Origin of the sequence: Streptomyces crystallinus, from assembly GCF_039521265.1 — a bacterium.
Classification (GTDB): domain Bacteria; phylum Actinomycetota; class Actinomycetes; order Streptomycetales; family Streptomycetaceae; genus Streptomyces; species Streptomyces crystallinus.
This window is the reverse complement of the sequence record NZ_BAAACA010000014.1, coordinates 375,827-392,443: the sequence shown is the minus strand read 5'-3', so window position 1 is coordinate 392,443 and position 16,617 is coordinate 375,827. Positions and strand designations below refer to the sequence as shown.

At 72.0% G+C, this 16,617-nt stretch carries 16 protein-coding genes; 8 read left to right on the top strand and 8 right to left on the bottom strand.

The annotated features are described in order from the left end of the window. Positions 1-5: 5 nt before the first annotated feature. A complete protein-coding gene (locus tag ABD236_RS12395) occupies positions 6-989 on the bottom strand; it encodes a helix-turn-helix transcriptional regulator (RefSeq protein WP_344073571.1) in 984 nt (327 codons plus the stop codon). 139 nt (positions 990-1,128) lie between these two features. On the opposite strand from ABD236_RS12395, the gene ABD236_RS12390 reads away from it, so the two are divergent. Continuing rightward, positions 1,129-2,538 carry an aminopeptidase P family protein gene (locus ABD236_RS12390; protein ID WP_344073570.1) on the top strand — a complete coding sequence of 470 codons (1,410 nt, stop codon included), beginning with the start codon at positions 1,129-1,131 and terminating at the stop codon, positions 2,536-2,538. A gap of 92 nt (positions 2,539-2,630) precedes the next feature. Here ABD236_RS12390 and ABD236_RS12385 read toward each other — a convergent pair whose 3' ends face one another. The 3 genes from ABD236_RS12385 to ABD236_RS12375 form a co-directional block, all read right to left on the bottom strand. Beyond that, positions 2,631-3,077, bottom strand: a complete 447-nt coding sequence (locus tag ABD236_RS12385) for a lamin tail domain-containing protein (RefSeq protein ID WP_344073567.1) — start codon at positions 3,075-3,077, stop codon at positions 2,631-2,633. 228 nt (positions 3,078-3,305) lie between these two features. Beyond that, a complete protein-coding gene (thpR, locus tag ABD236_RS12380) occupies positions 3,306-3,893 on the bottom strand; it encodes an RNA 2',3'-cyclic phosphodiesterase (RefSeq protein ID WP_344073565.1) in 588 nt (195 codons plus the stop codon). 67 nt (positions 3,894-3,960) lie between these two features. Beyond that, a complete protein-coding gene (locus ABD236_RS12375; protein ID WP_344073563.1) occupies positions 3,961-4,821 on the bottom strand; it encodes a hypothetical protein in 861 nt (286 codons plus the stop codon). Positions 4,822-5,076: 255 nt separating this feature from the next. Between ABD236_RS12375 and ABD236_RS12370 the strand changes: the two genes are divergently transcribed. Next, positions 5,077-5,520, top strand: coding sequence for a universal stress protein (locus tag ABD236_RS12370; protein WP_344073560.1), 444 nt, complete (start codon positions 5,077-5,079; stop codon positions 5,518-5,520). Between the two features lie 48 nt (positions 5,521-5,568). Further along, a complete protein-coding gene (locus tag ABD236_RS12365) occupies positions 5,569-6,216 on the top strand; it encodes an HhH-GDP family DNA glycosylase (RefSeq protein ID WP_344073558.1) in 648 nt (215 codons plus the stop codon). Between the two features lie 70 nt (positions 6,217-6,286). Here ABD236_RS12365 and proP read toward each other — a convergent pair whose 3' ends face one another. Beyond that, positions 6,287-7,798, bottom strand: coding sequence for a glycine betaine/L-proline transporter ProP (proP, locus tag ABD236_RS12360; protein WP_344074218.1), 1,512 nt, complete (start codon positions 7,796-7,798; stop codon positions 6,287-6,289). A gap of 270 nt (positions 7,799-8,068) precedes the next feature. Continuing rightward, positions 8,069-8,866, bottom strand: a complete 798-nt coding sequence (locus ABD236_RS12355; RefSeq protein ID WP_344073556.1) for a SigB/SigF/SigG family RNA polymerase sigma factor — start codon at positions 8,864-8,866, stop codon at positions 8,069-8,071. Positions 8,867-9,211: 345 nt separating this feature from the next. Between ABD236_RS12355 and ABD236_RS12350 the strand changes: the two genes are divergently transcribed. The 3 genes from ABD236_RS12350 to ABD236_RS12340 all read left to right on the top strand — a co-directional run bounded on the left by ABD236_RS12350 (position 9,212) and on the right by ABD236_RS12340 (position 13,702). Beyond that, positions 9,212-11,386: a TerD family protein gene (locus ABD236_RS12350; RefSeq protein ID WP_344073554.1), complete on the top strand. Its 2,175-nt coding sequence runs from the start codon at positions 9,212-9,214 to the stop codon at positions 11,384-11,386. A 244-nt stretch (positions 11,387-11,630) separates the two neighbouring features. Further along, positions 11,631-12,875 (top strand): MFS transporter, encoded by a 1,245-nt coding sequence (locus ABD236_RS12345; protein WP_344073551.1) that lies wholly within the window; start codon positions 11,631-11,633, stop codon positions 12,873-12,875. 182 nt (positions 12,876-13,057) lie between these two features. Beyond that, on the top strand, positions 13,058-13,702 hold the full coding sequence (locus ABD236_RS12340; protein ID WP_344073549.1) for a LysE family translocator: 645 nt from the start codon (positions 13,058-13,060) through the stop codon (positions 13,700-13,702). Here ABD236_RS12340 and cpt read toward each other — a convergent pair whose 3' ends face one another. Next, positions 13,703-14,233, bottom strand: a complete 531-nt coding sequence (cpt, locus tag ABD236_RS12335) for a chloramphenicol phosphotransferase CPT (RefSeq protein WP_344074217.1) — start codon at positions 14,231-14,233, stop codon at positions 13,703-13,705. Positions 14,234-14,443: 210 nt separating this feature from the next. On the opposite strand from cpt, the gene ABD236_RS12330 reads away from it, so the two are divergent. Beyond that, positions 14,444-14,788: a hypothetical protein gene (locus ABD236_RS12330; RefSeq protein ID WP_344073547.1), complete on the top strand. Its 345-nt coding sequence runs from the start codon at positions 14,444-14,446 to the stop codon at positions 14,786-14,788. 80 nt (positions 14,789-14,868) lie between these two features. On the opposite strand, the gene ABD236_RS12325 is transcribed toward ABD236_RS12330, so the two are convergent. Then, the gene (locus tag ABD236_RS12325) at positions 14,869-15,318 is read right to left on the bottom strand and encodes an SRPBCC family protein (protein ID WP_344073545.1); all 450 of its coding nucleotides are present in this window, start codon (positions 15,316-15,318) and stop codon (positions 14,869-14,871) included. A gap of 231 nt (positions 15,319-15,549) precedes the next feature. Between ABD236_RS12325 and ABD236_RS12320 the strand changes: the two genes are divergently transcribed. After that, positions 15,550-16,563 (top strand): DNA topoisomerase IB, encoded by a 1,014-nt coding sequence (locus ABD236_RS12320; RefSeq protein WP_344073543.1) that lies wholly within the window; start codon positions 15,550-15,552, stop codon positions 16,561-16,563. Positions 16,564-16,617: the final 54 nt, after the last annotated feature.

Below are 16,617 nucleotides of genomic sequence, written 5' to 3'. Positions count from 1 at the left end.
GGACCCTACAACCACCCCTGCCGCTGTGCCTGCAACGCCAGTTGGAAGCGGTTCGCCGCGCCCAGCCGGGCCATCAGGACCTGGAGGCGGCGGAACAGGGTGCGGCGGCTGAGGTCCAGTTCGCGGGCGATGGCCTCGTCGCTCGCGCCGCCCGCGAGGAGCCACAGGAGGCGGCGGTCGGCGGGGGGCAGGCCGCCGGGGCGGGTGGTGGTGCCGTGGAAGGGGAGGGCGTTGTGCCAGGACTGTTCGAACAGGGCGATGAGTGCGGAGAGCAGGCCGCAGGGCTGGACGACCAGCATGCTGTTGACCACGTCCGCCTCTCTGATCGACAGCGACACCAGCGCGTACGCCTCGTCGATGATCACGAGCTTGACCGGCACCGACGGCAGCACCCGGGCCTGTTCGCCGGCGTTGACGCACGGCTCGATGGCCGCCTTGAGGTGGCCCGGGTATTCGAGGGACTCCCGGGAGTACACGACGCGCTGGGTGATCCCGCGCGCGAGCGTGGCCAGGGCGTCGTCCGTGGCGCCCGACAGGGGGAAGTAGGGCGGGGACTCGAACTGGCGGATCTGCTCGCGGGCGCTGGCCCAGGCCTGGCGCATCCGGGGGCCGACGGCGTCGCCGGTGACGACCTCCACCAGGTTGTCGTTGTACGCGGCGAGCCGCTGGCGCCGGAACGACTCGAAGGCGCCGCCCACGGCGATACGGGACTCCTCGACCTCCGCCGCCCGGTGCCGGGCCAGGATCTCCAGACCGGCGGCCGGCGGCACCGGGGCCACCACGTCCGCGCCCTCCTCGGCGGCACTGGCCAGACCGGCGTCGACCAGCTCCCCGTAGGCCCTGGCGAGCTCCGCCCCGTCCAGCCGGGCCGCGGCCGCGATCGTGCTCAGGGGGGCGGGGGCCAGCTCCAGCAGGGCCAGATAGACCTGGCCCGCCGGCCGGCCGATGCCCAGAAGCCGCAGGGCCTCGCCGAGTCTCGCGTTCGTCATGGCCGCATTATCGGCGGTATGGGCCACCGGTGTGGCCGATCCGTGCCAGTGGCACTCCTCGGCGCCCGGGGCGCGCGGCGCGGAGTACCGTCCCGCGGGAAAGGCACCCACAGACGTCGTTCAGGGGAAGGTGTACGCCGTGGCGAAAGGCCGGAAGAACGGTCTCTACTCAGGGATCTCCGAGGAGCTGTCCGCGCTGATGCGGACCGGGTGGGCGGACACCGAGCGGCACGACCTCGTGCCCGACGCGCAGGCCCCGTACGCCGCCGCCCGCCGCGCGGCGCTCTCCGCGCGCTTCCCGGGAGAGCGTCTGGTGATCCCCTCGGGCAACCTCAAGACCCGCTCCAACGACGACAGTTACCCGTTCCGGGCGTACACCGGATACGTCCACATGACCGGCGACCAGGCCCGCGACTGCGCGCTCGTCCTCGAACCGCGGGCGGACGGCGGCCACGACGCCCACTGCTACCAGCTCGCCCGGGACAGCAGGGACACCGACGAGTTCTGGATCGGCTACACGGCCGAGCTGTGGATGGGTCGGCGCCGCTCCCTCGCCGAGTCGGAGCTCGTGCTCGGACTGCCCTGCCGGGACGTGCGGACGCTCGCCGACGACCTGGCCGCCTCCGGTGTGCCGACGCGGATCGTCCGGGGCGTCGACCCCGCCCTGGAGGCCGCCGTCGCCACCGACGAGGACCGCGACGACGAGCTGGAGGAGGTGCTCAGCGACCTCCGCCTGGTCAAGGACGACTGGGAGATCGGCGAGATGCGCAAGGCCGTCGACTCCACGGTGCGCGGCTTCACCGACGTGGTCGGCGAGCTCTCCCAGGCGGTCGCCACCTCCGAGCGGTGGATCGAGGGCACGTTCTTCCGTCGCGCGCGCCTGGAGGGCAACGCGCTCGGCTACGGCTCCATCTGCGCCGCGGGCGAGCACGCCACGATCATGCACTGGACGGACAACGACGGCCCGGTCCGCCCGGGGGAGCTGCTCCTGCTCGACGCCGGTGTGGAGACGCACAGCCTGTACACCGCCGACGTCACCCGCACCCTCCCCATCAACGGCACCTTCACGGCCGTGCAGCGCAAGGTGTACGACGCGGTGTACGAGGCCCAGGAGGCCGGGTTCGCGGCCGTCAAGCCCGGCGCCGCCTACCGCGACTTCCACGAGGCCGCCCAGCGCCACCTGGCCGCCCGGCTCGTCGAGTGGGGCTTCATCGAGGGCCCGGCGGAGCGCGCGTACGAACTCGGCCTCCAGCGCCGCTTCACGATGGCGGGCACCGGCCACATGCTGGGCCTGGACGTCCACGACTGCGCCCACGCCCGCAACGAGGAGTACGTCGACGGCGCCCTGGAGCCGGGCATGGTGCTCACCGTCGAGCCCGGCCTCTACTTCCAGCCCGACGACCTCACCGTGCCCGAGGAGTGGCGCGGCATCGGTGTCCGCATCGAGGACGACCTGCTGGTCACCGCCGACGGCCACGAGAACCTCTCGGCGGGGCTGCCGCGCTCGGCCGACGAGGTCGAGGAGTGGATGGCGCGCCTGGCGGGCTGAGCGTGCCACCGGGCCGGCCGGCACCCCCGCGAACTCGGGGGTGCCGGCCTCCTCCTCCCCGGCGCCGTGGCGGCGGCACCGGCCCGTGGTGGTCAGCGGCGGCCCCAGGACCGGGTGGCGACGACGTGCTGGTGGTTGTCGCGCAGGGTCGCGGTGTCGCCCGAGTTGTTCCAGACGTAGTCGCGGCGGTTCTGGTGGACGTCGTGTCCGGAGTCGCGGCCGATGCCGGTGTGGACTCTCACGGACTGGTGTCCGGCGAGGCGCAGACCGCCGAAGGTGTAGGTGTGGCGGGAGCGGTCGGTCAGGGTCCACCCCCGCAGGTTGACCGCGCCGCTGCCGGTGTTGGTGACGGTGACCCATTCGGCGTTCAGGGACCGCTGGGAACGGTCGTCGCGCCCGGGGCTGTCGTACTGGATCGCTCCGAGCGTGATCGGCGAACGAGCCACCGTCGTGGCCGTGGCGGGGACGGCCACCGCGCCGGTGATGCCCCCGGCGGCCAGGGCGAGCGCGAGGACGTGGGCGGTGCGGCGAGAAGACATGTGAGCCCCCCTGTTCACGGCGCCTCCGCGATGCGCGCGGGGTGCCGGGATGTGCGGATGTACTGCGTGTACGGTCGGTTTTCGGCCGGAGACCACACTCTGGCGGTTGGATCCGGCCAGCCGAACGCGGAAGTTCAATGCTTGACCAAAAGGAGAAGGTGACACACCGTCAAGTCGCGGCGCGCACGCGCCCCGGCGTGAACCGAGCCGCCACGCGCCCCCGAGCCGTCAGGACGGCTGCCCGCCCAGGTGCCATGCCTCGATGTCCCGGTAGTGGATGGGTCCTGGCCCCCGGCCGATGTTGCTGGCGACCAGGTGCAGGCGCTCCGTCCGCCACGGCCGACCGGTGAAGGGGGCGAGTGCGGCGGCGAGTTCCACCACGCTGGAGGTGTCGTCGCGGCGTGCGCGGGCCAGCGTCAGATGCGGGCGCAGCGGCCGGTCCTCGAAGGCGATCCCGCACGCCCTGATCACGTCGCGGACCTCCTTGGTGAGCAGGTGCAGCCCGTTGAGGTCGCCCTCGATCCCGCTCCACAGCACGCGCTCGTCGAAGTGTCCGGCACCGCGCAGCGCCAGTTCCAGGGGGTGGCTCGCCGCCGCGAGCTCCGCGAGCGGCGGCTGAAGGAGGGGAACGGCCGCCACCGGGAGCTCGCCCAGGAACGCCAGTGTGATGTGCCAGTCCTCGATACGGTTCCAGCGCAGCCGCGGATAGCTGGAGTAGGCCGGCCGCAGCTCCCGCGCCAGCTCCTCCTTCGCCTCGTCGGGCGGGGCGAGCGCTATGAACACACGGACGGTCGAGGGCTGGATCTGTTCGTTCACGAAGGACTTCGTACACCATCGGCCGCGCGAACGAAGAGCGGGCCCCGCCCTCTTCGTACCTCGGGTGTCAGCTGTTCTGGTAGTTCTCGAAGTGCGCGTGGGTCAGCCGGTACTCGCGTTCGGCCTGGACGATGCCGATGGTCCACGGGCGCCCGTCGGCATCCATGACCACGCAGTTCTGCCCGTCCCGCGCCGCGCCCATCGCGTGCAGGTCGATCGCCGTGTCGCACATGGCCAGGAGGGTCTCCCAGTACTCCAGGGGCGAGTAGCGCCGTACGTTGGAGAAGAAGACGGCGGTCTGCTCCTTCCGTGAGGCCAGGTACTCGCCGAAGTGCCGTACGGCGCTGTCGCCCCGTTCGCTGAAGTGGCAGGCGCGCCCGCGCGGTGTCACGAACCGCTGCCCCGGCGCCATCCGCGCGCCGATCTCCTGCGCCGTCGGACCCCGAGGGGCTTGCTGCTGAGGTGGCCGCGCGGCCGGCGTCTGCCGTACGGGCTGCTGCCGCGGCGGTGGCGCGGCGGTCGCCTCCTCGTCGGAGTCCTCCCAGCGCCCGCGCCCCGACGGCTTCTCCTCGACGTCCACCTCGTCCGTGGAGGAGGTGGACGTCGAGGGCGGGGTCTGCTGGGCGAGGTTCTGCTGGAGGGTGGCCGCGATCCGCTCCAGCGCGATCTGGCGCACGGCGGCGACGACGGGCGCACCGGTGACCGCCCCGCCCAGGACCAGCCGGCCGCCCTGGCGCAGCCCGAACAGGAGGGCGGCGTCGAGGTACTCGGGTCCGCCCGCCCCGATCGACACCCATAGCGGTTTGGGGAGCGCGAGGTTCACCCCGTGGACGGCCGCCGGCATCGGGCTCCCCGAGGGCAGCAGATAGGACGTGGTGAGCCCGAGGCCCGAGAGGTCTATGTACGTGTCGTTCGGTGTCTCCGTCATGTCCCCACCCACTCGACCGGCCGACCGGACCTGTGGAGTGTATCCGGTATGTCATGATCTCAACAGGTACATGACGAAAGCGGAATCTGTCCCTCTGGCTGTTTCCGCCCGGCGAACCCGGCACCGTCACCGGCGCGCCGCCGCGTGTGTAACAGCCGGGGCGAGGGGTACTCGCGCGACTAGAGAGGACTGGCGCGCCCTGGCCCTTGTGCGCGGACACACCTCGGGCGTCAGTCCTGGAGAAGGTGTGCGGCCATGGATACCAACAGTGACTTTCCTCGCCTGGTGGTGGGTGTCGACGGTTCCGAGGCGTCCCACGAGGCCCTGCGGTGGGCGGTGAACCACGCCCGGCTCATCCACGCGACCGTGGACGCGGTGGCGGCCTACGACGTGCCCGGGGCGGCGGGCTGGTCCGCTCCGGCGGTGGACGCGGACCTCGACGAGGAGCAGGCGCGGCGAGATCTCGCCGACGAGCTCGTCTCCGTACTGGGTGAGGCCGTGGATGTGGCCCTGACCAGCCACATTGTCCGTGGCAACCCGGCAGAGGTGCTGATCGGCGCGGCGGAGGGCGCGGAGCTCCTGGTGGTCGGCAGCCGTGGCCGGGGCGGCTTCGCCCGGCTGCTGCTCGGCTCGGTCAGCCTCCAGTGCGCCCAGCACGCCGCGTGCCCGGTCGTCATCGTCCGCGAGGGCACCGCGTAGGGCGTGAAACGGGGGGCGCGCAGTGACAGATAGACAGGGAGGAGCGCCATGGCACCGCGAGTGACGGCGAAGCACCTGCTGGACGAGTACGGCACGACCCACGCCGAGGAAGCGGGCATCCGGCTGCGGGACACACCGGCGCCGCTGTACCAACTGCTCACCCTCTGCGTGCTGTTCTCGGTCCGTATCAAGGCGGACATCGCGGTGGCCGCGGCCCGCGAGCTGTTCGGGGCCGGGATGCGGACGCCGAAGGCGATGGCCGCGGCCACCTGGCAGGCCCGGGTAGACGCACTCGGCCGTGCGCACTACCGCCGCTACGACGAGAGCACCTCCACCGCCCTCGGCGCCGGGGCCGAGCTCGTACTGGACCGGTACCACGGAGACCTGCGGCGACTGCGCGAGGAGGCCGACGGCGACCCGGACCGGGTGCGGGAGCTGTTGCAGGAGGTCCCGCGGATCGGGCCGGTGGGGGCCGGCATCTTCTGCCGGGAAGCCCAGGGCGTATGGCCCGAGCTGCGTCCCGCCTTCGACACCCGCGCCCGCCACGCCGCCGGTGAGCTGGGGCTTCCCGACTCGCCCGAGGGCCTGGCGCGGCTCGTCGCGGCCGAGGACCTGCCCAGGCTGGCCGCCGCGCTCGTACGGGTGGAACTCTCCAGCGGGGCGGCCGAGGCCCTGCGCGAGACCGAGACGGACTGAGGCTCTCGCGGTGTCACCGGCGACGCGGACGGCCGCTCGGCCCACCCGGTCACCGGCTGACCGGGGTCGGTCAGTCGCGGCGGTCCTCGGGCGGGTGGTGCGCCCAGGGGTGGCGCAGCCGGATCCAGATGTCCCGGGCCTGGCGGCCGGCCGCCGTGCGGCTGTGGGCGACGACGCGCTGCGCCTCGCCCGCCGTCTCGACCATCGGGCCGGACCCGCGCAGCGGTTTGCCCGCCGTCTCGTGCAGGAACAGCGTGGAGACGAAGCCGATGACGCCGGCCACCATCAGGTAGTAGGCCGGGACCAGGTCGTTGCCCGTCACCTCCACCAGCGCGGACGCGAACAGCGGGGTCGTACCGCCGAACAGCGACACCGAGATGTTGAAGGCGATGGACAGGGCGCCGTAGCGCAGCCGGGTGGGGAACAGCGCGGGCAGCGTGGAGGCCGCGGTGCCCGCGAAGCAGACCAGGAGCAGGCCCAGGATCGCGCACCCCAGCGCCGGAAGCAGGATGCCGCCCTGGCGGATGAGGAGGAACGCCGGCACCGCCAGCACGACGAGGGCCACACTGCCCGCGAGGAAGACCGGCCGGCGGCCCCAGCGGTCCGAGGTGTGGCCCACGGTGGTGATGGTGAGGACCACGAGCAGCATGGTGCACAGCACCAGCAGCTGCGCCGTGGTGTCGTTCTGGCCCAGCGCGACGGTCATGTACGTGGGGAGGTACGAGGTCACCATGTAGTTGGTGACGTTGTACAGCAGGACCAGACCCATGCAGATGAGCACCGCGTGCCAGTGCTGGGTGAAGATCTCCTTGAGGGTGTCCCGGGCCGTGGGAGCCGCTTCCGCCACCGCGCCCTCTTCGCCCTCGGCCGCCGCGTAGGCGGCCTCCTTCTTGAAGGCCGGGGTCTCCTCCAGCTTCAGCCGCATGTACAGACCGATGAGGCCGAGCGGCCCCGCGACGAAGAACGGGATGCGCCACCCCCAGTCCTCGAGACCCTGCGTGCCGAGCGTGGCCGTGAGGACGGTGACCAGGCCGGAGCCCAGGGCGTAGCCGACGAACGTGCCGAAGTCGAGCCAGCTGCCGAGGAATCCCCGGCGCCGGTCGGGCGCGTACTCCGCGATGTACGTGGTGGCGCCCGCGTACTCGCCGCCGGTCGAGAAGCCCTGCACCAGCCGGCAGAGCAGGAGCAGCAGGGGTGCGGCGACGCCGACCGCCGCGTACGTGGGCAGGAAGCCGACCGCGAAGGTGCTCGCCGCCATCATGATCATGGTTGCCGCGAGTACTTTCTGGCGGCCGATACGGTCGCCGAGGGGGCCGAACACCAGCCCGCCGAGCGGCCGGACCAGGAAGGCTGCGGCGAAGGTCGCGAACGTCGAGACCACCTGGACGCCCGGAGAGCTCGCCGGGAAGAAGACCTTGCCCATGGTCCCGGCCAGATAGGCGTAGACCCCGAAGTCGAACCACTCCATGGTGTTGCCGAGGGCTGCCGCCGTCACCGCGCGGCGCACCTGGGGCCGGTCGGCGACCGTGACGTCCGCGCTGCTCAGCGTCCGCTTGCGGCGCCGCAGCAGGGTGCGGAGCAGCTGGTCGGTCCGGGCGTGGCCACGGCGCGGACCGGGAGGTCGCCGAGTGGGTCCTGGCATGGGGAGGGCCTCTCTGCCGGGGGCGCGCCGCAACGCCGGTGACCCTTCATTCTTCGAGCCGGTACGTCACCGGGGCATGTTCCGGTGCTCCCTCCGGGTGAACGCCCGCGCGGGAGCCCGGCGTGCTCGCGGCATGCCCGTACCCCCCTCCGGGGGCGCGGGCCGGCAGAAGTGCGCGTACGGCGTGCTCCCAGGAGCCGGCGCCCGGGCTCAGGCGGCGTCGCGGTATCCGGCCAGGGCCTCACGGCGCACCCGGGTGCAGGTGCGGCTGAGGAGCCGGGAGACGTGCATCTGGGATATACCGAGCTCGGCGGCGATCTGGCTCTGGGTCATGTCGTCGAAGAACCGCATGTAGAGGATCTTCGACTCGCGCTCGGGCAGGGCCCGCAGAGCGGGCTTGACCGCCTCCCGGTCGACGACGGCGTCATAGCCGGACTCGGTCGTCCCCAGGGTGTCGGCCAGCGCCAGTCCGTCCCCGTCGCTGCCCCCGGACTCGGCCTCCAGCGAGAGGCTCTTGAAGGACTCCAGGGCCTCGAGGCCGTCCCGGACGTCGTCCTCCCCGAGTCCGCAGTGCGCGGCGAGCTCGGCGATGGTGGGTTCACCCGGGCGCACGGCCTGGAGGTCGCGGCGCGCCGCGCGGACCTTGTTGCGCGCCTCCTGGACCCGGCGCGGCACGTGCACGGCCCACAGGGAGTCGCGGAAGTGGCGCTTGAGCTCACCGTTGATGGTGGGCACCGCGTACGCCTCGAACGCGCCGCGGGCCGCCTCGTACCGGTCGACGGCCTTCACCAGGCCCATCGCCGCGACCTGGTACAGGTCCTCCAGCTCGGCGCCGCGGTCGCGGTACTTGCCGGCCAGACGCTGGGCCATCGGCATCCACCGGGCCACCAGTTCCTCGCGCAGCGCGTCGTGTTCGGGACCGTCGCCGAGGGCGTTGAGGCGGGCGAAGGCGTCGACGGTGTCGGGGGCGTCGGTGTGGGCGCGCTTGCGTGTACGGGTCGTGGGCATGGCACGGGCTCCTTCACGTCGGGGGTGTGGGACCGCCGTCGAACCTCGTGAACCCAGGGCGTCTTCCGGAGAAGGCGCCGCCGGGACACACGTGTCCTGCGGGCGTGCCTCCGGTCCGAAGCACGATGCGCGCTTGCCCTGCCGCCCGAATCGAAAACCTGGTCGTTTCATGCCGCTTGGGTGAGTTCGGCGCGGCGGGGCGCGCGGGAGGCACCGGCTGACCCAGGGGAGGCCTCTCGAACCATGGGCAGCTGCGCGGCCGGGCCCCTGCCCGAGGCGATGCGCCGCCCCGGCCGTTCGAAAACACGAGTGCGCCGGTTCGTACGGCTCTGGGATCATCCCGGGATGGTCCACCGTTTCGAACCCCTGGTCATCCGGCACACCCACCGCCTCCCCGCCCCCTGCGGACCCGCGGGTCAAGGTGCTGTCGCGGCGCGGCAGTTCGACGCCATACTGATGTCGGTGGGATTCAAGCTGTCGGCCGAGGCACTGGGCCATCTGTCGGCCCTGTCCGAGGGAACGGTCGTGGACACCGCGGTGAGGACGCTGGACACGGTCCGCGCGATGGTGGGCGACCACGTCCAGCACAATGCCTACTTCATCGACTTTCCGGCCCATGTGCCCGACACCCTGGACTTCTGGACGCGGTGCGTCAGCGAGGCGCTCACCGACGACGCCTCGCGCGACAGCGTGCTCGCCCAGCTGAGCACGGGCGTCCTCGACCTGCTGACCCTTCCGGCGTACGGCGGTTACCAGCACACGTACGCGCAGCTGCTCGCCGCGCACGACGAGTTGATCGCGGCGGCCGGTGACCGCCTGACCGTCCTGCACCTGGGCGCAGCCCTGGACGAGGAGGTCAGCGCCCTGTACCTGGCGCTGGCCGGGAGCACCACACCGCTGGGCGACGAGGGGCTGGCCGACCTGGCCGCGCTCGCCGAGCACTGCGTGGACGGGCCGCAGCCCGGGGAGATACCGGTCCGGGAGAACCGTGCCGTGGTCAACCGGGCCCGGCTGGAGGCCGGTGCGGGGCTCCTCGTGGACACCGTCACCGATGTGCTCCGGCTGGCCTGCGCGCTGTCGGGCGGCGATGTGACGCTCCTGGAGCCGACCCGTTTCCGCTCGCCGTCGCGCGCCGTGCGCCGCGCGCTGCTGGCCGGTCTCGACGCGGTGGTCTGCGCCTCCCCGGCCAAGCTCGCCGACGTGGCCGCGCACCGCGAGGCGTTCAAGCGTCTGGGCGAGCGGCTGCACGCGCACGAGTACGCGACGCGCTGGCCGCACGCCGCCGATGTGTTCGCCGTGGCCCGGGGCGAGAAGGAGGCCCGCTCGCTCGACAGCCGGGTGGCGGAGCTGCTCGGCGCGGGCGACGTCCTGGGGGCGACACGGCTGCTGGAGTCGGCACCGGGCAAGCTGTTCCGCGCGCTGGACCATCTGCTGCGCGTGTGTGCCACCCAGGAGGAGCGGGACGCGGTGGTGGCGGCCGCCGAGCGGGGCGCCCCCCGGGTGTCCGGCCGGGTCGTCCTGTCGACGCGCGAGCACCTCCACAACCGCGCGGACCCCGGGGGCGCGCGCCGGGTCTTCATCAACCGCCTCGGCCGTGCCTGGGTGAGCGACGACACCCGCCCGCCCGTGCCCGAGGCCGAGCGTGAGCGTCTGATCGCCGCCCTCGACGCCGAGACGCGCCGCCGTCTGCCCGCGCCCGGGCACCTGCTGATCGACCCCGAGGTCCTCGACGTGGCGCTGCCGCTCAGCGGCAAGGCGACAGCGGCCGGTCTCGGGGTGCTGCCCCGTGGCTCGCTGTCCCGGGTCGACGGCGAGCTGCTGCGGTTCTTCGTCCACTGGAAGCAGACCGCCCGCAGCACCGACTTCGACCTTTCGGCGCTGATGCTGGACGCCTCGTACGAGACCGTGGCGTGGCTCTCGTACACCGCGCTCACCGAGCTCGAAGGCGAGCACTCCGGTGACATCACGGACGCGGCCGAGGGCGCCTCGGAGTTCATCAACCTGCGCCTCGGCGCCGTGCGCGGCACGCATGTCGTCCCGCAGGTCTACATCTTCTCGGGAGAGGGGTTCGAGCAGGTCGAGGAGTCGTTCTTCGGTTTCATGCTGCGCGACGCCGAGCAGAAGGGGCGCCCCTTCGAGCCGCGTACGGTACGGATGAAGTCGGAGCTGCGCGGCCCGGGCCGTGTGGCGATGCCGCTGACGTTCGTCCGCGGCGACGACGGCCGCTGGTACGCGAAGTGGCTGCACCTGTATCTCAGGGGCACCCCGAGCTCCAACCGGGTGGAGGGCAACCAGGTCTCGGTAGCCACCCTGCTCCGGGGCCTCGCGGAGCGCGAACACCTCACGGTGCGCTACCTCACGGGCCTGATGGCGGACCGGGCGACGGCCACCACGCTGTGGGACGGCGCGTCGGTGCCCGAGGGCCCCGTCACGTACATCGGCCTGGAACGCCCGGAGGGCCTGCACCCCGACTCGCGCGTCCTGACCCCGGAAAACCTGCGCGACCTGATCCCCGGGTGACTGTTACTGTGAGCTGTGCGAGGCCATGAACGGGCTTCCTTCTCCCATCCCATTGAGCTAGTCCGTTCGCTTTCCTCGCCTTCGACATCGCGCCGGGGTGCCATGGGCATCCCGGCGTTGTCGTGTCGGGAGCGGTGTTGTGGCTTGGCGCCCGGCCGGTTGTTTGATCTCGGCGTACGCCACTCGCTTGGATGGTGGCGGTCAGCACGGGGTTGTCCGCGGACGGGGGAGAGGTGCGCCGGGTATGAGGGGCAGACGGGCGCTGGGGCGGCGGTTCGGGTGGCTGTGGGCGGCGTACGCGGTGAGCGCGTACGGTACGGGGTTCGGGTTCGGTGCGTTTCCCCTGATCGCGGTCCTCGTCCTGCACGCGGGGCCGGCCCAGGTGGCGGTGCTGGCCGCCGCCGGGCGGGCGGTGGGCGCGCTGATCGCGGTGCCGCTCGGGCCGTGGATGGAGTTCCGCCGCAAGCGGCCGGTGATGATCGCGATGGATCTGGTGCGGTTCGCGGCGCTGATGACCGTCCCGGTCGCCTTCGCGCTCGGCGGGCTGAGCTTCACCCAACTGCTCGTCGTCTCCGTCGTCACGGCCGCCGCCGACATCGCGTTCAAGGCGGCGAGCGGCGCCTACCTCAAGGCGCTGGTGCCGCAGCGGGACCTGCTCGTCGCGAACAGCCGGTTCGAGTCCACGACATGGACCGCGACCACCGTCGGACCGCCGCTCGGCGGGGCCGCGATCGGGCTGCTCGGCCCGGTGACGACCGTCGTCGCCGACGCCGTCAGCTATCTGCTCTCGGCCCTGGGCATCCGTGCCATCGGCGGGACCGAACCGCACCCCGCACCGAAGGCGGCAGCCCGGCTGCGAGCGGGCGACCTGCTCGCGGGGTGGCGCCACATCCTCGCCCACCCCACCCTGCGCCCGCTGTTCCTGAACACCCTCGCGGTCAACGGCCTGATCATGGCCGCCGAGCCGCTGATGGCCGTCCTCCTGCTCGGCGACCTCGGCTTCGCGCCCTGGCAGTACGGTCTCGTCTTCGCGTCCCCGTGCGTCGGGGGCCTGATCGGCTCCCGCCTCGCACGCCCGCTCACGGCCCGGTTCGGGCAGCACAGGGTGCTGTTCACCGCCGGGGTGCTGCGTGCGTGCTGGCCCGTCGGGCTGGCGTTCGTCGGGCCGGGCGTCGCCGGGATCGTGCTGATCGTCACCGTCCAACTCGGCCTGGTCACCTGCTGCGGCCTCTTCAACCCGGTGCTGGCCACGTATCGGCTCGAACACACCGACCCCGCCAAGGTCACCCGTACTCTCGCCGCGTGGTCGATCAGCAGCAGCGCCGCCATCGCGACGCTCACCGCCGGCTGGGGCCTGCTGGCCAGCGCCACCAGCCCCCGCACCGCGATAGCGGCCGCCGGAATCCTGCTCCTGGCCACGCCACTGCTGCTTCCGCGGCGCGCGGCGATGCCGGGGAAGGCGGGGGAGCAGGCGGCGAGCCTGACGTGAGGGCGCCGCCATCCTGTCCGATGCGTGACGAGGCGGGACGGCGCTCGGCGGCCCGAGCCCTGATGCGTACAGGGGAGGTGGCTGTCTGTGCGCGCTGATATCGGTGGGTGGATGTGCCTAGAGCGCAGGGGCCTTCGTCTGTTTCCATGACCTCTGGGACAAGCACAGGGGGTGGCGGATACATGGTGTCCACGGAGAGCCTGCTCGCGTTCGCGGCGATGTCGCTGCTGGTGATCGTGATTCCGGGGCCGAGCGTGCTGTTCGTGATCGGACGGGCCCTCGCGCACGGCCGACGCGTGGCGCTCGCCACGGTCTTGGGCAACCTGGTCGGTTCGTATCTCCTGGTGGTCGCCGTGGCCTGGGGCCTGGGCGCGCTGGTGGAGAGTTCGGCGACGCTCTTCCTGGGTGTGAAGCTGGCCGGGGCGGTGTATCTCGTCCACCTCGGGGTGCAGGCGTTCCGGCATCGCAAGGAGATGCGCGCGGCGGACATGGCGGCCCCCGAGGGGGAGCGGCGCGGTGATCTGCGCACCGTGCTGGACGGCATCTTCGTGGGCGTCACCAACCCGAAGGGCGTGGTGTTCTTCGCGGCGGTGCTCCCGCAGTTCGTGAACCACTCGGCGGGCCACGTCCCGCTCCAGATGATGGTGCTGGGTCTGGTCCCCGTAGGCATCGGCATGATCACGGACACCTTGTGGGGCCTGGGCGCCGCGGCGGCCCGCTCGTGGCTCGCCCGCTCGGACCGCCGCCTCTCGATGGTCGGCGGCGCGGGCGGGATCGCGATGATCGGTCTCGGCGTGACGGTGGCGGCGACGGGCCGCGCCGACTGATCAGCCGACGCGGGCGGCGATGGTGCGCGCGCACACCAGGGACTCGGTGTGCGTGGTGTCCACCTCCAGGTCGTACGAGACGCCCTCGTGCACCATGGTCGCCTGCGCCGCGGCCATGCCCCGCACACGATCTCCGCGTGCGAGCTCACGCCCCGCGGCGACCGAGGCGTCACACCGGACGCCGACCCACAGCACGGCCGCGTCTTCCAGCTCGCCCAGGGCCTTCTGCCATCGCCGCTGCGAGTCGGACCCGCCCAGGAAGACGTCGTCGATGATGACCCGGGCGCCCGCGCGGACCATCGCCACGACGCCTTCCCGCCACGCCGCCTCCAGCGCCAGGAAGTCCGCGCCGATGCTCACCCCACCGTCCTCGGCGATGGCGATCCCGTCGTCCGAGGCCTGCATCGTGGCGGGCAGGGCGTCGACGAAAGCGTCACACCCGAACGCCAGCCACGGATCCGGCAGCACCTCCTGAAGGCACCGGACGAGCCCGGACTTCCCCGAGCTGGAGCCACCGTTGAGGATGATCATCTGAGTCTTCACCGCGCCACGGTAGGACGTTTTCCGTCTGGTGCGTAGTGAATATCGACACAGGCCCCCTTGCCGGGAGTTGTCGCCGACGGGCCTGTTCACACGCTAGATTGAACGCGTTCAAATTATGCGACGCGGGGGTGTGGTGTGTCCGTCGACGAGATGACCGAGCGCAGAGTGGGGCGCGTACTCGGACGTATGGGGCGATGCGTGGCGACGTATCTGCTGCTGTACGTCGTGGCCTGGATCGCCATCACGCATACGGCCGGGTGGGACCTGTCGTTCCTGGAGAGCATGAGGGTGGGGGCCGGCCTGCACCTGATCGTCGCTGTCCCGACCCTGCTCGTCGCGGTCTGTGCCGTGACCGTGCATCGCCGCATGGACGTGGTCCGGTTCCGCGTGCTGCTGGCGATCGCCCTGAGCGTATTCGCCTGGCCGCTCATGGCCGCCAGTACCCCCGAACCCCTGGCTTTCCAGGCCATGGCGCAAGTCGCCTTCGCCGCGCTCATCCCCGCGCCGCTGCTGCCCGAGGACTGGGTGGGGGAGGCCCGGTAGTCCCTGTGCCGAGCCTCCCCAGGTGGGTCCCCCATCGCGGGGCGCCCCGGTCTCACACCGGGCCGCGCCGCGCCCGCGTCTCACACCTGGCCGCGCCACGCCCCGGTCTCACTCCCGCGCCCCTCGATGAACTCCTTGAAGCGCTTCAGATCGCCCGTCACCCGGCGCTTGACGAAGCCGAGTTTGTCGCCGACGGTCTCCGCCAGGCCCTCGGGGTCGAACTCCATCTGGAGCATCACCTTCGTGGTGGTGTCGCTGATCCGGTGGAAGGTGACCACCCCGGCCTGCCGTACGTCACCGCTCACCGTCGTCCACGCGACCCGCTCGTCGGGGATCTGCTCGGTGATCTCGGCGTCGAACTCCCGCTTCACCCCGTCCACGTTCGTCACCCAGTGGGTGAGGGTCGAGGTGCGCTGCTCGATGCGTTCCACCCCGTCCATGAACCGGGGGAAGGACTCGAACTGGGTCCACTGGTCGTACACCGTACGGACCGGCACGTCCACCTCGACGGACTGCTCTACCTGCGACATGCACTGCCTCCTGTGTCTCGGGTGCCTATCGGGGTCGTCTGAGCAGAGCGGGTACCCCGCTCCCACGTCCTCACTCGGCCGGTATGCGGAACGACGCGCGGGGGTGTGCGGCGCCGGGGCAGGGGGTACCTGCGAGGACGCGGCGCCGACCGGGCCAGGGGGTTTGGTCCGGGTGCGCGTCCGGGTGTGCGTGTGTACGTGCCTGTGCGCGTCGTCGTTCGAGGAGGCCGGATGCGGCTGCGGACCAGCGATCCCCACGGCCCGGGCCTGCGCCGGGTGCGCCACGGCCGGGGCTTTCGCTACCTCGGCAGGGACGGGACGGCCCTCAGCGACCTGGACGAGCTGCGCCGACTGCGGGCGCTCGCCATCCCGCCGGCCTGGACCGACGTATGGATCTGCCCGTGGCCCAACGGACACCTCCAGGCGGTCGGCACGGACGACGCGGGCCGGCGCCAGTACCTCTACCACGAGGAGTTCCGGGCCCGTCAGGACGAGGCCAAACACGCCCACGTACGCGAGGTGGCCGAGGCGCTGCCCCGGCTGCGCAAGCATGTGGCCAAGGACCTCGCCGGTCGCGGACTCGGCCGGGACCGGGTGCTCGCGTGCGCCGTGCGCCTCCTCGATCTCGGCTTCTTCCGGGTGGGGAGCGAGAACTACGCGCGCGAGAACCACACCTACGGACTCACCACCATGCTGCGCGAGCACGCCGCGTGCGAGCGCGGACAGATCTGCTTCTCCTACCCGGCCAAAGGCGCCAAGCGGCAGACGCGGGCCCTGGTCGACCAGCCCGCGTACGACACGGTACGGGCGCTGCTGCGGCGCAAGAGCGAAGGAGCGCGGCTGTTCGCGTACTGGGAGGGGCGGGCCTGGCACGAGGTGCACAGCGCGGACCTCAACGACTGCCTGCGAAGGCTGTCCCGTGTCGAGATCACCGCCAAGGACTTCCGCACCTGGCACGCCACCGTCCTCGCCGCCGTCGGCCTGGCGGTCTCCGAGCCCGTGGCGCGGCACTCGCGGACGGCACAGCGCCGGGCCGTGGTGCGAGTGGTGCGCGAGGTGAGCCACTACCTCGGCAACACCCCCGCGGTGTGCCGCTCCTCGTACATCGATCCGCGGGTCATCGAGCTGTACGAGGAGGGGCACACCATCGCGAAGGACCTCGGCGGCCTCGGTGAGGGGGCGCACTACGGTCACCCGGCGACCCAGGGGCCCATCGAGGAGGCCGTGCTGCGGCTGCTGAGCTGACCGGGGTGCCGTTTCATCCACGTGGTGCGGGTACTCGCGGGAGGCCAGGGGGCC

What these genes read in the sequence shown, in the direction of transcription:
- ABD236_RS12350 (WP_344073554.1), top strand. Translation starts at nt 9,212, where the DNA reads ATGGTCCACCGTTTCGAACCCCTGGTCATCCGGCACACCCACCGCCTC.
- ABD236_RS12345 (WP_344073551.1), top strand. Translation starts at nt 11,631, where the DNA reads ATGAGGGGCAGACGGGCGCTGGGGCGGCGGTTCGGGTGGCTGTGGGCG.
- ABD236_RS12325 (WP_344073545.1), bottom strand. Translation starts at nt 15,318, where the DNA reads ATGTCGCAGGTAGAGCAGTCCGTCGAGGTGGACGTGCCGGTCCGTACG.
- ABD236_RS12320 (WP_344073543.1), top strand. Translation starts at nt 15,550, where the DNA reads ATGCGGCTGCGGACCAGCGATCCCCACGGCCCGGGCCTGCGCCGGGTG.
- ABD236_RS12355 (WP_344073556.1), bottom strand. Translation starts at nt 8,866, where the DNA reads ATGCCCACGACCCGTACACGCAAGCGCGCCCACACCGACGCCCCCGAC.
- ABD236_RS12395 (WP_344073571.1), bottom strand. Translation starts at nt 989, where the DNA reads ATGACGAACGCGAGACTCGGCGAGGCCCTGCGGCTTCTGGGCATCGGC.
- ABD236_RS12370 (WP_344073560.1), top strand. Translation starts at nt 5,077, where the DNA reads ATGGATACCAACAGTGACTTTCCTCGCCTGGTGGTGGGTGTCGACGGT.
- ABD236_RS12365 (WP_344073558.1), top strand. Translation starts at nt 5,569, where the DNA reads ATGGCACCGCGAGTGACGGCGAAGCACCTGCTGGACGAGTACGGCACG.
- ABD236_RS12385 (WP_344073567.1), bottom strand. Translation starts at nt 3,077, where the DNA reads ATGTCTTCTCGCCGCACCGCCCACGTCCTCGCGCTCGCCCTGGCCGCC.
- ABD236_RS12375 (WP_344073563.1), bottom strand. Translation starts at nt 4,821, where the DNA reads ATGACGGAGACACCGAACGACACGTACATAGACCTCTCGGGCCTCGGG.
- cpt (WP_344074217.1), bottom strand. Translation starts at nt 14,233, where the DNA reads ATGATCATCCTCAACGGTGGCTCCAGCTCGGGGAAGTCCGGGCTCGTC.
- ABD236_RS12340 (WP_344073549.1), top strand. Translation starts at nt 13,058, where the DNA reads ATGGTGTCCACGGAGAGCCTGCTCGCGTTCGCGGCGATGTCGCTGCTG.